The organism is uncultured Victivallis sp., from assembly GCA_944389935.1.
Lineage (GTDB): Bacteria > Verrucomicrobiota > Lentisphaeria > Victivallales > Victivallaceae > Victivallis.
In genome coordinates this window covers 1-13,664 of sequence record CALXOE010000018.1, presented here as the reverse complement: position 1 = coordinate 13,664, position 13,664 = coordinate 1, and the positions used below count along the sequence as shown (strand labels likewise).

General features: G+C 59.0%; 9 protein-coding genes and 3 tRNA genes. 5 read left to right on the top strand and 7 right to left on the bottom strand.

The window, feature by feature from the left end; all coding sequences use genetic code 11:
- Window positions 1-103: 103 nt before the first annotated feature.
- The 5 genes from Q0J85_RS07260 to Q0J85_RS07240 form a co-directional block, all read right to left on the bottom strand.
- Window positions 104-484, bottom strand: a complete 381-nt coding sequence (locus Q0J85_RS07260; protein WP_294479726.1) for a hypothetical protein — start codon at window positions 482-484, stop codon at window positions 104-106.
- Between the two features lie 43 nt (window positions 485-527).
- Window positions 528-929, bottom strand: coding sequence for a hypothetical protein (locus Q0J85_RS07255; RefSeq protein WP_294479723.1), 402 nt, complete (start codon window positions 927-929; stop codon window positions 528-530).
- A 155-nt stretch (window positions 930-1,084) separates the two neighbouring features.
- Window positions 1,085-3,955: an excinuclease ABC subunit UvrA gene (uvrA, locus tag Q0J85_RS07250; protein ID WP_294479721.1), complete on the bottom strand. Its 2,871-nt coding sequence runs from the start codon at window positions 3,953-3,955 to the stop codon at window positions 1,085-1,087.
- An 83-nt stretch (window positions 3,956-4,038) separates the two neighbouring features.
- Window positions 4,039-5,106, bottom strand: coding sequence for a hypothetical protein (locus Q0J85_RS07245; RefSeq protein WP_294479719.1), 1,068 nt, complete (start codon window positions 5,104-5,106; stop codon window positions 4,039-4,041).
- A gap of 64 nt (window positions 5,107-5,170) precedes the next feature.
- The gene (locus Q0J85_RS07240; protein ID WP_294479716.1) at window positions 5,171-6,004 is read right to left on the bottom strand and encodes an AraC family transcriptional regulator; all 834 of its coding nucleotides are present in this window, start codon (window positions 6,002-6,004) and stop codon (window positions 5,171-5,173) included.
- A 109-nt stretch (window positions 6,005-6,113) separates the two neighbouring features.
- Here Q0J85_RS07240 and Q0J85_RS07235 point away from each other — a divergent pair, with 109 nt between their 5' ends.
- Window positions 6,114-9,260, top strand: coding sequence for a glycoside hydrolase family 2 TIM barrel-domain containing protein (locus tag Q0J85_RS07235; protein ID WP_294479713.1), 3,147 nt, complete (start codon window positions 6,114-6,116; stop codon window positions 9,258-9,260).
- A gap of 96 nt (window positions 9,261-9,356) precedes the next feature.
- On the opposite strand, the gene Q0J85_RS07230 is transcribed toward Q0J85_RS07235, so the two are convergent.
- The gene (locus tag Q0J85_RS07230) at window positions 9,357-10,436 is read right to left on the bottom strand and encodes a glycoside hydrolase family 172 protein (protein ID WP_294479710.1); all 1,080 of its coding nucleotides are present in this window, start codon (window positions 10,434-10,436) and stop codon (window positions 9,357-9,359) included.
- Window positions 10,437-10,542: 106 nt separating this feature from the next.
- Between Q0J85_RS07230 and Q0J85_RS07225 the strand changes: the two genes are divergently transcribed.
- Window positions 10,543-11,370, top strand: coding sequence for an AraC family transcriptional regulator (locus Q0J85_RS07225; protein WP_294479707.1), 828 nt, complete (start codon window positions 10,543-10,545; stop codon window positions 11,368-11,370).
- Here the strand turns inward: Q0J85_RS07225 and recJ are convergent.
- Complete coding sequence (gene recJ, locus Q0J85_RS07220; protein WP_294479704.1) at window positions 11,364-13,067, bottom strand: single-stranded-DNA-specific exonuclease RecJ; 1,704 nt, start codon at window positions 13,065-13,067, stop codon at window positions 11,364-11,366. The genes Q0J85_RS07225 and recJ overlap by 7 nt on opposite strands.
- 185 nt (window positions 13,068-13,252) lie before the next feature.
- Between recJ and Q0J85_RS07215 the strand changes: the two genes are divergently transcribed.
- From Q0J85_RS07215 to Q0J85_RS07205, 3 genes are all read left to right on the top strand, one after another.
- Window positions 13,253-13,338 (top strand) — tRNA-Leu (locus Q0J85_RS07215).
- 36 nt (window positions 13,339-13,374) lie between these two features.
- Window positions 13,375-13,448 (top strand) — tRNA-Gly (locus Q0J85_RS07210).
- A 2-nt stretch (window positions 13,449-13,450) separates the two neighbouring features.
- Window positions 13,451-13,535, top strand: a tRNA-Tyr gene (locus tag Q0J85_RS07205).
- Window positions 13,536-13,664 lie beyond the last annotated feature (129 nt).

The window sequence follows — 13,664 nt, the reverse complement described above, 5'->3', positions numbered from 1 at the left end:
GAAATCGTGGTAATATACCGGGTCATCCGCCCGAATGCAACAGTTGAAAATAAAAAAAACCGCCCCCCGGAGAGAGCGGCTTTCCATCCGGAATTCCGGAGTCTTACTTCACGGCGTTCGCGGAGACGTTGATCGAACGGGTGTAGAAGATGAACCCGCCGACCGAATACTGCGACGCGAGGTCGAGCGTCCGGCTCGCCTTGAGCTCCCGACTCTTCGCCGTGACCATCGGAATCATCGACTCGACGTTCACCGTATCCTCGAGCACGGCAATGCTGCCCGGGTTCTCGGTCGAACCGGCAAAGAGCGGAATCGAAAAGAGGTAGATTCCCCAGTTCTGCGCGTTCAAATGCGCAACCGGCGTTCCGGAGAGCGAAACCCGCTGACCGTTCAAATTCGGATTCTGAACCGCTTCAACGCTGGCGCAACCCGCAAACAGCAGAGCAACGGCAGCAACAGAAAGGAAAAGTGCAATCTTTTTCATGAGTACATTCCTGTAAATTTAATGTTATGCATGCCGGAAGCGCTTACTTCACCGCGTTGCCGGAGACCGTGACCGTCTTCCAGTAGAGGATAAACGGGAACGGAACCGGAATGTTCGTGCTGCCCGCCGACGAAACGAGATCGACCGTTTCAGATGCACGCATCGCTTTCGCCTGACCCGTAACCATCTCCGTCACCGCGGTCACATTGCAGGAGTCCTCGCCGAACGCGATGGTTCCCGGATTCTCGGTCGAACCGACGATAAGCGGAATCCACAGCAAATAGAGCCCGCTGCTGTAACCGGAGATGTGCGCCACCCCCGTTCCGGAAGCGGTGATCTTCTGCCCGTTGAATTTCGACGAGTCGGCAGTCTGCAGCGACGAACAGCCGGCGAACAGGACGGCCACGCCTGCCAGAGCAAACAGAAACGCGATTTTTTTCTTCATTTCCCTGATCCTTCTTTTACTGATAAAACGGAGACCTGGAGCTACGCCCCACCCGGGTACGGCTCCTGCCGGAATCCACCACTGAGGCTGAATATACCATCGTGAGCTCAAAATGCAAGCCGTCTCCCGGCCGACACCCCGAAAAAAACGCAGAATCACTTCCCGATTCCGAGGTAAGGCTTCAGATACCGCCCGGTGTGAGAGCGTTTTACCCTCGCGACCTCCTCCGGCGTACCGCTGGCGATGACCCGCCCGCCATGGTCTCCTCCCTCCGGTCCCATGTCGATGATGTGGTCCGCCGTTTTGATCACGTCGAGATTATGCTCGATCACGATGACGGTGTTGCCCATGTCGCGCAGACGGCAGAGCACCTTGAGCAGTTGATCGATGTCCGCGAGATGCAGCCCCGTGGTCGGTTCGTCGAGGATGTAGACCGTATGGCCGCGTGGAATCCGTGCAAGTTCCGCAGCGAGTTTAACCCGCTGCGCCTCTCCGCCCGAGAGCGTCGTCGCGGGCTGTCCGAGCGTGATGTAGCCGAGTCCGACCTCCTGCAGCGTCTTGAATTTGCGCGCGAGAGACGGAACCGCGCTGAAGAATTCCACCGCCTGATTCACCGTCATATCAAGAACATCGGCGATGTTCTTCTTCTTGTAGTGGACGCCGAGCGTCTCCTGGTTGAACCGCCGCCCGCCGCAGGCGGAACACTCGACGTAAACGTCCGAGAGAAACTGCATCTCGATCTTCTTGATGCCGTCGCCGCGGCACTCTTCGCAGCGCCCGCCTTTCACGTTGAAACTGAACCGGCCCGGCCCGTAGCCGCGCACTTTCGACTCCGGCAGTTCGGAGAAGAGCTTGCGGATCGCACCGAATGCCTCGGTGTAGGTCGCCGGATTCGAGCGCGGCGTGCGGCCGATCGGGCTCTGGTCGATCACGATCGCCTTGTCCACATATTCCAGCCCCTCGATCGCCGCATGTTTCCCGGGCGGAAGATCCTGAATCCCCTGATGCGCATTCAGTGCCCGCACGAGAATCCCGTTGATGAGCGAACTCTTCCCCGACCCCGAGACGCCGGTCACGCAGGTGAACGTTCCGAGCGGGATCTCCACGTCGATTTTCTTCAGATTGTTGAGCGCGGCTCCAACGATACGCAACTTCTTGCCATTTCCTTTGTTGCGTGTCTCCGGAACTGCGATGGAGCGGCGTCCCGCCAGGAAGTCCCCGGTCAGCGAGCGCGGGAAAGACGGAATCTTCTCCGGCCGACCGCAGGCGACGAGTTCGCCGCCGTGCACCCCCGCCCCCGGCCCGAGGTCGAGCACGTAATCGGCCCGCCGGATCGTGTCGAGATCGTGTTCAACCACGAGCACCGTGTTGCCGATGTCGCGCAGTTTTTCAAGCGTATCGAGCAATCGGTCGTTGTCGCGCTGATGAAGCCCGATCGACGGCTCGTCGAGGATGTAAAGCACCCCGACCAATCCGCATCCGAGCTGCGTCGCAAGCCGGATCCGCTGCGCTTCCCCGCCCGAGAGCGTGCTCGATACCCGGTTCAGCGTCAGATAGTTGAGCCCGACGTCCGAGAGAAAGGTCAGACGGCTCCGGATCTCCTTGAGGATATCACCCGCGATCGCAGCATGCTCTCCCTCGAGTTTCAGATTCGTCACGAAATCGCGCGCGGCTTCGACCGAAAGCGCATTGAACTCGTGCAGCCCGAGACCGCCGACCGTCACGGCCAGACTCACCGGATTGAGTCGCGCCCCGTGGCACACGGGACACTCGCGCGGACTCAGATATTCGCTGAGGCGCTCCCGTACGGAATCGGATTCCGTCTCCTCCATGCGGCGGCGCAGATTCTCGAGCACCCCCTCGAACGGCTTGCTCCAGTGGAACTTGCGACCGTGCATCCAGTAGTCGAATTCGAGCGGATCCTGCCCGCTGCCGTAGAGAATGACATGGCGGACTTTCTCCGGCAGGTCACGGAACGGCGTCGTCAGCATCGCGGGCTCGTTCAACCACTCGGCGAGCTTGCGCAGCAGCAGGTTATAGTAGATGATCAAATGCCGCGGGCCGCGCCGCCACCCCGGAATCGCCCCGTTCTTGATCGAGAGCGACGGATCGGGAATCACTTTGAGCGGATCCATCACCTGTTGAATCCCCAGCCCGTTGCAGTGCGGGCACGCCCCGTAAGGCGAGTTGAACGAGAAGTTCCGCGGCAGCAGCTCCCCGCACGAAATGCCGCAGTGAACACAGGCGAGATTCTCGCTGAACGACTCCTCGGCGAACTCCGGCGCTTCCCCGTCCCGCGGAGCTTCGAGCAGAACGGTCAGCGTGCCGTTCCCGTGGCGCAGCGCCAGTTCAACGGAATCGGTAAGCCGCGAACGGTCGGCCTTTCCGGTGATCAGCCGGTCGACCACCGCTTCAATCGTGTGGCGAAGGTTTTTCTCAAGAGACGGAACCTCTTCCGGATCATCGATTTCCACGATTTTTCCATCGATTCTGACCCGGACGAATCCGGCGGAGCGGATCTTCTCGAGCACATCGCGGTGTTCCCCTTTCCGGCCGCTCACGAACGGAGCGAGAATCATCATCCGGTTTCCTGGGCGCAGCGCAAGAAGTTGTCCGGCAATGGCTTCGGCAGATTGCGAAGCGAGAACCCTCCCGCACTTCGGGCAATGCGGAATCCCGACATGCGCATAGAGCAGCCGAAGATAGTCGTAGATCTCGGTCACGGTCGCGACGGTTGAACGCGGCGTTCCTCCGGCGGTGCGCTGCTCGATCGCGATGGCGGGCGAAAGACCGGCAATGTGCTCAACTTTCGGCTTCTGCATGCGGTCGAGGAACTGCCGCGCATAAGCCGAGAGACTCTCGACATAGCGCCGCTGCCCCTCGGCGTAGAGTGTATCAAATGCAAGTGACGATTTCCCGGAACCGGAGAGCCCGGTGATGACGACCAGTTCATTGCGCGGAATCGTCACATCGACATTCTTCAGATTATGCTGCGACGCACCGCGGATTTCGATTTTTTCGAACATACGTTGCGATCCTTTCCTCGATCTTTATAATATAGTGCAAAATCGAAAAAAGTATATCGCAAACCGCAAAAAAACCGCGGGATTCAGCGCCGGAACGAAGCGGCGAAGCTGCGCAGATCCTCCTCCCGCTCCGCGGGGACCGAGCCGGAAATCACAAAGAGCTCCGGCTTTCCGATCTCGTCGATCAGCTGCGCGGCCGCCTCGAAGTTCCCGCCGGGAGAGATCCAGATCTTCTTCCCCGCCGCGGCGATCTGCCGGTAGACGTCGACCCAGTCGAGCAACTCGCCGCCCCCGGCGCCGCAGACCCATTGAACCCCCTCAAGCTCCTCGATCTTCAGAATCTGCGGCAGATGCGGCAACTCCCCTTTCCCGTCAAGATGGTAGAAACTGCGCGCGATCCGGCGGCAGCTCCGGCGCAGGTCCGGCAGCACGAACTGCCCGAACATCTCCGGTGAGATCATATAACAGAAGTCACACTGCAGCATGTAGTAAGGCTGGGTCGAAAACACCCCGTCCCAGGCGCTGTACCCGTGATTCTCCGGCAGAATCCCGCTGAAACAGTCGAACGCCTCGAACCACGCCTGCTGCACCTCCTCCGAGATGCGCCGGACCTCCTGCGGACAGTCGTACAGCGCATAAAGGAGCTCCTCGCCCGGAATCAGCGAACTGACCACGTCGAGCGTTCCCCCGAGGTCGGTACAGCCGATGTGAAATCTCCCGTGCCGCTCCCGCGCCGCGAAGAGAAACTCCTCGATCCGGCGGAACCACGGCGAATCCCGCTCGAGGCGCGGACGAATCCGGTCCGGCGTCATGCCGCTCCACTTCCCCGGCGTGAACCAGACGGTGTCGATGCCGTTGTGCGCCTCTCCGCCGATCATCGCGGCCAGCACGCCCGGGCCGAAATTGAGCCATACCGACGGATACGACTCCGCAACATAGGTGCAGTGCGCGAGATAATTCTCGATCTCATCGAGAATCTCCGACGCCGGAATCGAAAAATCATATTGCGAAAGATAGTGGTGCGGCCGCTTCACGCTCCCCGCGGGCGGCGCGACCGGGACCTGGAACACCGGCCCCCTGCTCTCTCCGCGATGCCAGGCCTCCCAGCGGGCGGCGACGCTCTTCCAGTCAAACTCTTCCACTTTTCTCATCGTGTCTCCAGTTCTGCAAACAAATGGTATTTCGACAAGTTTCCGTGTCCCGCAGATCCGTCGATCACTGCCGGTAGCCGGACGGGGGGCACCCCATATAACGTTTGAACTGCGCGGAAAATTCATAGGGGGAAGCATATCCGAGCATATCCGAAATCTCGGAAATGGTCAACTCCGGCCGGAGAAGCAATGCACACGCCGCATCAAGCCGTCTGCGGATCCGGTAACGGTGCGGGGAGATTCCGAGCTCCGCCCGGAACAGCTTGCGGAAATTCTCATAACCGCATCCCCGGCGGCGGCAGAATTCGGCAAGATCAGCGGTTTTCCGGAAATCCCGGCCGAGAAATTCGCACGCGGCCGCAATCAGCTCCCGGCGCGACTCTCCGGCGCGGTCCTGCGGCCGCATGCCGCCGCAGAGGCAGCTCCATGCGAGCGCCACAACATCGGGAATCCGGCACAGCAGTTCGGAGTCCGATGCAGTGCGGAAACTGTCACTCAATTCCGAAAAACGTTCCGCAAGAACGGCGGTCACGGCGGTTTTGAGCACCGGTTTCGCGGGATCGGCAACGCCGTATCCGGCAAGGAGATTCGCAACCGACGCTCCAAGTTCCAGAAAACACTCCAGATAGCTGCTCGCCGGGTCGATCTCCGTCGTATGCGGCACCCCGCGGAAACGCTGAAACACCGATCCTGCCGACAACGCATACGACTCGCCTCCGCAGGTACGGTAGACGCCGCGCCCGCGCAGCAGGAGCACGATCACATACTCCGGATGCGCGCGATTTACGTAGTCCGCCGTGATACCGGACTTATCGATCACGCCGATGCCGATCCGCTCGCCGGCCACCCCGACAGAACGGTAAATCGTGAATGGCGCTGGAAAATTACCGGAAAACATATTCAACTTCCCCAAAGATCGTATCCTGTTTTGCTTTCATTCCTCGAAAAGCGTGTTATCTTAAAACAGAAACATGCTCCGGTTTTCACCAAAACATAAGGAATATACCATGAAACTTTTCGATTGCAAGTCGGTCCGGCTCTGGGAAAACCCGCTGTGCACAGGCGTAAACCGCCTTCGCAGCCGTTCGACGCTTTTCCCGTTCTCCTCAGAACGGGAAGCGCGGAAACCGTCGTTCGAGCCGTTCGACTGCCCGCAGATCCTGAACCTGAACGGAGAGTGGAAGTTTCAATACCACACCCGCCCTGAAGAGGTCGATCCCGGGTGCACCGCCGAAACCTGCGACGACGCGAACTGGGACTCGATCACCGTCCCGGGCAACTGGACCATGCAGGGGTATGACAAACCCCACTACACGAATGTCCAGATGCCGTGGCCGCAGCAGCCGCCGTTCGTGCCGCAGGAGAATCCGACCGGCGTCTATCGCCGCACGTTCCGGATTGACGAGTCGCTTGCGGGTCGGCGGTTCGTGCTTCATTTCAGCGGCGTCGAGAGCTGCTTCTTCGTCTTCGTGAACGGCGAGGAGGTCGGCATGGCGAAAGACTCCCGCACCTGCGTGGAATTCGATGTGACGCCGTTCGTCCGAACTGGGGATAACACACTTGCAGTCATCGTTTTGCGCTGGTCTGACGGCAGCGTGCTTGAGGACCAGGATCACTGGTGGATGGCGGGCATCTACCGCGACGTCTATCTTTACCACACCGGGAAAGAGTTCATCCGCGATGTTTTCGCAAAGACGAAACTCGAGAACAACTACACCGACGGCATCCTTGAAGTGACGGTCGACGCGGGATTCTCGACCGACATCCACCCGCAGGGCTACACCGCCGCCGTCCGACTTTACGACGCGAAGAACAAAATGGTCCTCGCGAAGCCTGAGATCATTGAAATCATTGCCAATCAGGGAGTCCCGGTTGGTTTTGCCCGCATCAGCGTTCCCGCGCCCGCGCTCTGGTCGGCCGAGACGCCGAACCTCTACCGGCTGACGGTGACGCTGCTCGATCCGGAGAAGCGGGTCGTCGAATCGACCGGGTGCGATATCGGGTTCAAATCCGTTGAACTCAAGGGGGGAAACATCCTCATCAACGGACAGCCGGTGAAGTTCCTCGGCGTGAACCGCCACGATTTCGATCCGGTCCACGGCAAAACCGTACCGTTCGAGGTGATGCGACGTGATGTGGAACTGATGAAATCGTTCAACTTCAACGCGGTACGCACCTGCCACTACCCGAACGATCCGCGTTTCTGTTCGCTCTGCGACCGGTACGGACTCTATGTCATCGACGAGACGAACATCGAATGCCACGCATTCTACGACTTCGTCACGGACGATCCGGAGTGGCTGCCCGCGATGATGGAGCGTGTGACCCGCATGGTCGTGCGCGACAAGAACCACCCGTGCGTCTTCGAGTGGTCACTCGGCAACGAATCCGGCATCGGCTCGAACTTCGGCGCGATGGCCGGTTGGATCCGCCGTTACGACCCGACCCGTCTCATCCATTATGAGGGAGCGATGCGCAAGCATATCTGGGATAGAAAGGATGGATGGTCCGAATGGGAGACGATCATGGGTCTGAATGCCGACATCTCGGATTCGATCTGTCCGATGTACCCCTCATTTGAATCTGTCGCCAAGTACCTGGCGGGCAACGATCCGCGTCCTTTCATCATGTGTGAATACACGCATGCGATGGGCAACAGCAACGGCTCGCTCGTGCACTACTTTGAACTCTTCCGCCGCGAACGGCGCATTCAGGGCGGTTTCATCTGGGACTGGGTCGACCAGGGGATCGAAAAACACGATGAGAACGGGAAGAAATTCTACGCTTACGGCGGCGACTTCGGAGATTTCCCGAATGACTTCGATTTCTGCTGCAACGGCATGATCTGGCCGAACCGGGTGCCGCACCCGTCGATGTACGAGTTCAAATATCTGGCGAAACCGTTCACGATCCGTGCAGTCGAGCTCTCTTCGGGTCTCTTTGAATTGGTGAACTACCACTATTTCAAGACGCTCGACGACCTCGTATTCTCGTACCGGATCGAGGTTGACGGCAAGGTGACCGACCGCGGCACGCTCGAGATGCCCGAGGTGGCGCCGCAAACCTCCGGACAGTTCCGGATCAACTGGAAGCTGCCGCGACTCGGACGCAATCAGGAGGCATTCGTCATCGTCACGGCGAAACAGAAATCCGCAACACTCTGGGCAAAGGCGAATTACGAGGTTGGCAGCGAACAGTTCAAGCTCGAACTTCCGCCTCCGCTCGGCGCGACCGCGGCGCTCCCGGAACATGAGATCCGTCAGGACGGTTGCATGTTCACCACAGGTGACTCCGAGCTCATGTTCGACGCTGCGGGACTGCCGGTTTCCTGGAAATACCGTGGAGTTGAGCTCATGGAAACCTCTCCGGCGGAACAGTTTATGCGGGGAGCGACCGACAACGACGCCATCCGCTGCTTCATCCATACGGATGAACGCAAGAATGGCTACCGCTGGCTTGAGGTCTACGGTCTCGACATCCTGGAACGGCGCGATACAGCCGCGGATTTCCGCATGAAGAACGGAACGCTCGAGATCAACTCGGAAACGGCCTATGCCGCAAAGAACAAGGCGGTTCTCACGGTTCGGCGCAACCTCGTGCTGCTTCCGACCGGAGCGCTGGCCGTAAATCTGGAATTCGATGTTCCGGCTGAACTCGACGATCTGCCGCGGCTCGGCTGGACCATCGCATTGCCGCAAGGCTTCGAGAACTTCACCTACTTTGGAAACGGCCCGATGGAAAACTACTGCGACCGCCATGCCGGAAGCATCGTATCACTCTACCGGCAAACGATTTCCGAACAGTATACTCCGTACATTCTTCCCCAGGAGTGCGGAAACCACACCGCGGTCCGTTTCGCAGCCGTTGACAACGGTGAAGCGGGACTGCTCGCTGTGGCGCCGCAGTGGATGGAGTGTTCAGCCTTGCACTTTACGCCGGCGGATTTCCTTGCGGCCAATCACACCAGCGAACTTGAGGCGAGATCGGAGACGTTCTTCAATCTCGATCTTGGTCAGCGCGGACTCGGCACCAACAGCTGCGGCGAAGATGCGCTTCCGAAATATCGCATTCACAGTGGATGCCACCGGTTCAGCTTCCTGCTGATGCCGTTCAAAGCCTCCGCCTCGGTTGCGGAACTTGCCCGGCAGCTGTAAATGAAAAAGAGTGCGGGGGAGATACCATCTTTCCCGCACTCTTTTTTATCACCGACTTCACATCAGCGACAGATTAACTCATTCCCATAAAAATATTTAAATAATCTCAAGCCCGTTACGGTCCGGCAGCGCCGGGAACGGCTTGTGCGGCTCACTCTGGTAGAAATACGCAACCGATGAGATGTCATCCTGCAACGGCAGATAGCGGCCGTCCGAACGCCAGCCGATCGCCTGGATCGTGACTTTCAGCTTTTCACGGAAGCGGACCGGATCGAGCAGATGAAACCGGTAAAGGCTGTGACGCGCGCCGGTCCGGTTCTCGCCCCCGAACGGATATCCGAGGAACGGGGAACTGAACGTCTTTTGGAAACACCATGCGCCGCCGAAGTAATCCTCCGTTCCGGTGCCGCAGACGGTCGGGAACTCCGTATCCCCGTCGATGAACATCTTGACCTCGCCCTCACCCCACCAGCCGTCGTTGTTCTGCTGCCAGGTGAGATAACATCCGGCAAAGTTCCCCCTCCCCTCGACGCCGTCGAGAATCACATAATCGTCACCGTAGACGAGCGGATTCGTCCGGTTGAAACGCGCATGAAAACAACAGTCGCCGACCGGGGCGTCGAGCTCCTCGAAGCTGATCGCATAGTAGACCCCCTTAACCTCTTCTTCCGCAAGATTTTCAATCGTGATCCTCGCATGGGTTGCAAACGGCATCGGGAAATAGCAGTTCATGCCGTTGGTCGGATTGACGCTGATCGGAATCGCCCGGACTTCGGTCGTATGTTTGCAGGCGTTGCAGAAGAAGTCACCGACCGGAACTTCCACGCTCGGAACACTTTCCCCATTCCAGTACATGCGCAGCACCAGATCGCGCAGGTATTTTCCGTTGACGGTGATCCAGATATGCCGGATGCAGCCGGGACCATCGACGTCCATCAGCGTGTTGACCGATCCCGGCGCGAGTGTGATGCAGGGACGCACTTTCCACTTCTGCCCGAGTTCGCGGGCGCACCGGTTGTTTTCCCAGAGCTGGCCGATCCGGGCCACCTCGGGCTGCGGGATGTCGCTGACCTCGGCCATGCCGCCCCGGCCGGGTTCGCCGTAGACGTTTTCCGCCGTGATCACGCGGGTGCGGGCGTTCGAGAAGTTCATCAGAGAATCGAATGTGCCGAACATGGAAGACCTCCTGGTTAAATTGGCATTTCCGATGGGAACGGTTATATTATACCACAGAAATGAGCGGTCTCATATGGCAAAAACGATTGAAAGAATGGCAGAAACAATGAATTTCCGCATTCTGCACCAGGAAAATCCGCCGCGGCGCGGCCCCGTGATCGTCTCGGGATGCGCAGTCCGCGAGGAGATGCCGCCGTGCCTGGTGAACCGTCCCGGCGGCACGGGCGACCGCTTGCTGATGCTGTTTTACAGTCCGGTCCGGCTGCGGCTCGGCTCGACGGAATCAATGACCCGCGGTCCGGTCCTGAAACTCTGGCGCGAGGGAGCCGGACACTGGTACGGCAATCCGGGGGAAACCTGGCTTCACAGCTGGATTCACTTCCACGGCAGTGAGATATCGCCTCTCCTTGCCTCGGCCGGATTGGAGGAGGAGTTCTGCCTGGAATGGCACGACTTTCGGCTGTTTGAATCCTATCTGGCGCTCGTGTACCGGGAGATCACGGGAGAATTTCCGCCCGACGCGCGGCTGCTGCACAATCACCTGGGGTCCCTGTTTCTGGAGATCGCCCGGAGAACAGGCGGCGGCACAGAGCGGCGCATCCCGGAACCGTGGCTCGAACTGCGGCGGAGCATCGTCTCAACACCGGAACGGCAGTGGGACCTCGAAACACTCGCTGCCCGCATGAACCTGTCGAAACCGGCATTCGCGGCTCGATTCCGGAAATACTTCGGAACGGCACCGATCCGCTGTCTGATCGACGCGCGGATCGAGCTGGCCCGCCATCTGCTGCGCGACAGCAGTCTGAGCATCAAGGAGATCGGCGCCCGGTGCGGCTATCCGGATCCGCTGCAGTTCTCCCGCATGTTCCGGCGGCGCGCCGGACTCCCGCCCGGCGCCTGCCGCAAATCCCCGCCCGGGGGCGATATTCAGTAGACGTCCCGGATGTCGATAATGTTCAGCTGAGGAGTCTCAACTCCTTGATGGACATTCATCTGCGGCGTGGCAAGAATATCGAGCGTCTTCCCGTGGAACTGAGAACAGTGACGGTTGAACGCGATAAAATCGCTCTGCCCGGTCCGGCTGCGAACAATCCCGCGCGTGTGAGATCCTCCGACCGTCGAGCAGCGAACGACCTGCACCTCGTTGAACCGGTAGATCGGTTTGACGTTGCTGTGGCCGAACGGAGAAAGCATCGCCAGATAGCGGAAAAATTCCGGTGTGAGTTCATGAAGCTGTGCTTCTCCGTCATAGCGGATAAAATCCTCGAGATCAGCTGTGGAGATCTGTTTACGCACCTCGCGGTCCATCGCCTCGAAGAAGTCGGCGATCCGGTCTGCCTTGAGGCCGATGCCGACCGCCATCGGGTGGCCGCCGTACCGATCGAGCAGACCGGCGGTATGGCTGAGCACTTCCACGAGATTCAAACACGCGACGCTGCGGCCCGACCCGTAGGCGACATCTCCCTGAATGGTCAGGACGATGGTGGGGCGGTTGTAATCGCGTGCGAGGCGTGAGGCGACGATTCCGATCACCCCCTGATGCCAGTCACGTCCGGCGACGAGCAGAGAGTATTCGCTCTGCCATGCGAGATTGCGTTCGATCTGCTCGCATGCCTCCTGATAGATCTCCTGCTCTTTCTCCTGCCGGATGCGATTGAACGTCTCGAGCTGAGAGGCGCAGTGATATGCCTCGACGATGTGCTCGGATTCGAGGAGCTGCAGGGCGACATTCGCATCCCCGACCCGGCCGGCGGCATTGATGCGCGGGGCCATGCGGAATGTGATATCAGCAGGGGTCAGTTCAGACCGCAGCCGGGAACTCTCGATCAGAGCGCGGACGCCGGGACGGATCTGGCGTCGGAGCGCTTCGATGCCGTACTTGACCATGATCCGGTTTTCCCCGAGCAGCGGAACGATATCGGCGACGGTGCCGAGGGCAACGTAGTCGAGGACCTCCTCGAGTCGGGTCTGGAATCCGCCGAGATTGTTCTCACGCCCATACTTGATGAAAGCGTGCGAGAGTTTGAATGCGGCACCGGCGCCGGCGAGGAGTTGCAGGTCCTCGAGTTCGGGATAGACTTTCGGATTGACGATCGCAATGGCGTCCGGGAGCTGCGGACCGGCCTCGTGATGGTCGGTAACGATGACATCGATGCCGCGGCGTACCGCTTCATTGACGGCGTCGCAGCTCGTGATGCCGCAGTCGACGGTGACGAGGACGCTGGCGGGGCCGTAGGTATCGAGGGCTTTCTGCAGTGACTCCGGGGTGAACCCGTATCCATCATCGAACCGGTGGGGGATGAACGAGTGGACATTCGCTCCATTCTGCCTGAGCACGAGCGCAAGGAGGGCACTGGCGGTGATGCCGTCGGTGTCATAATCGCCGTGGATCAGGATGGTTTCCTTGTGAGCGATGGCCTCCCAGAGTCGTTTTGCCGCGTCCCGGATACGGGGAAAGCGGTAAGGATCGCTGAGGTTTGACAGGCGCGGATTCAGAAAATCCTGGACGTCTTCGATGCCGCGCGAAGCAAAGAAGAGTGCGATCAGGCGCGGCAGAGCGTATTTTCGCTGAATCGCGTCGATGGTGCTGTCCAGATTATTCCCGGCAAGTTTCCAATTTTTTACACCCATGTTTCTCTTTCCAAAATGAATTCATTTTATACAATAGCGCCGAAAAGGGGATATGTCCAAGCGGAAATGATTTTTTTTTCATTTTTTCTATGAAACGGGGTTTGCATTTTGAAAAAAGGCGTGTACATTAGGCAACATCGAGCGGGACGTGATGAGCGCAAAGTTCGATGAAGTTGATTGGAAAAGCCGTCGTGGCGGAATGGCAGACGCGCTAGGTTCAGGTCCTAGTTCCTTCACCGGAGTGAGGGTTCAACTCCCTCCGACGGCACCAATATTTTCGGTTCGGCGACGGCCGGGTCGATGTTATGCGGGTATGGCATAACGGCTGTGCACCAGCCTTCCAAGCTGGTTATACGGGTTCGACCCCCGTTACCCGCTCCACTGGTGGGATTCCCGAGTGGCCAAAGGGGGCAGACTGTAAATCTGCTAGCACCGCTTTCGATGGTTCGAATCCATCTCCCACCACCATTTTTAAGCTCAAAACGGCAACAATCGTTGCCGTTTTTTACCATATACGCTACCAATTCCCGACAGACGAGTTATTTTAAGTCAAATCAGTCATTCGGGAGCAGATCATGGGAAGGCGCAAAATGGATT

What these genes read in the sequence shown, in the direction of transcription:
- Q0J85_RS07260 (WP_294479726.1), bottom strand. Translation starts at nt 484, where the DNA reads ATGAAAAAGATTGCACTTTTCCTTTCTGTTGCTGCCGTTGCTCTGCTG.
- Q0J85_RS07255 (WP_294479723.1), bottom strand. Translation starts at nt 929, where the DNA reads ATGAAGAAAAAAATCGCGTTTCTGTTTGCTCTGGCAGGCGTGGCCGTC.
- uvrA (WP_294479721.1), bottom strand. Translation starts at nt 3,955, where the DNA reads ATGTTCGAAAAAATCGAAATCCGCGGTGCGTCGCAGCATAATCTGAAG.
- Q0J85_RS07245 (WP_294479719.1), bottom strand. Translation starts at nt 5,106, where the DNA reads ATGAGAAAAGTGGAAGAGTTTGACTGGAAGAGCGTCGCCGCCCGCTGG.
- Q0J85_RS07240 (WP_294479716.1), bottom strand. Translation starts at nt 6,004, where the DNA reads ATGTTTTCCGGTAATTTTCCAGCGCCATTCACGATTTACCGTTCTGTC.
- Q0J85_RS07235 (WP_294479713.1), top strand. Translation starts at nt 6,114, where the DNA reads ATGAAACTTTTCGATTGCAAGTCGGTCCGGCTCTGGGAAAACCCGCTG.
- Q0J85_RS07230 (WP_294479710.1), bottom strand. Translation starts at nt 10,436, where the DNA reads ATGTTCGGCACATTCGATTCTCTGATGAACTTCTCGAACGCCCGCACC.
- Q0J85_RS07225 (WP_294479707.1), top strand. Translation starts at nt 10,543, where the DNA reads ATGAATTTCCGCATTCTGCACCAGGAAAATCCGCCGCGGCGCGGCCCC.
- recJ (WP_294479704.1), bottom strand. Translation starts at nt 13,067, where the DNA reads ATGGGTGTAAAAAATTGGAAACTTGCCGGGAATAATCTGGACAGCACC.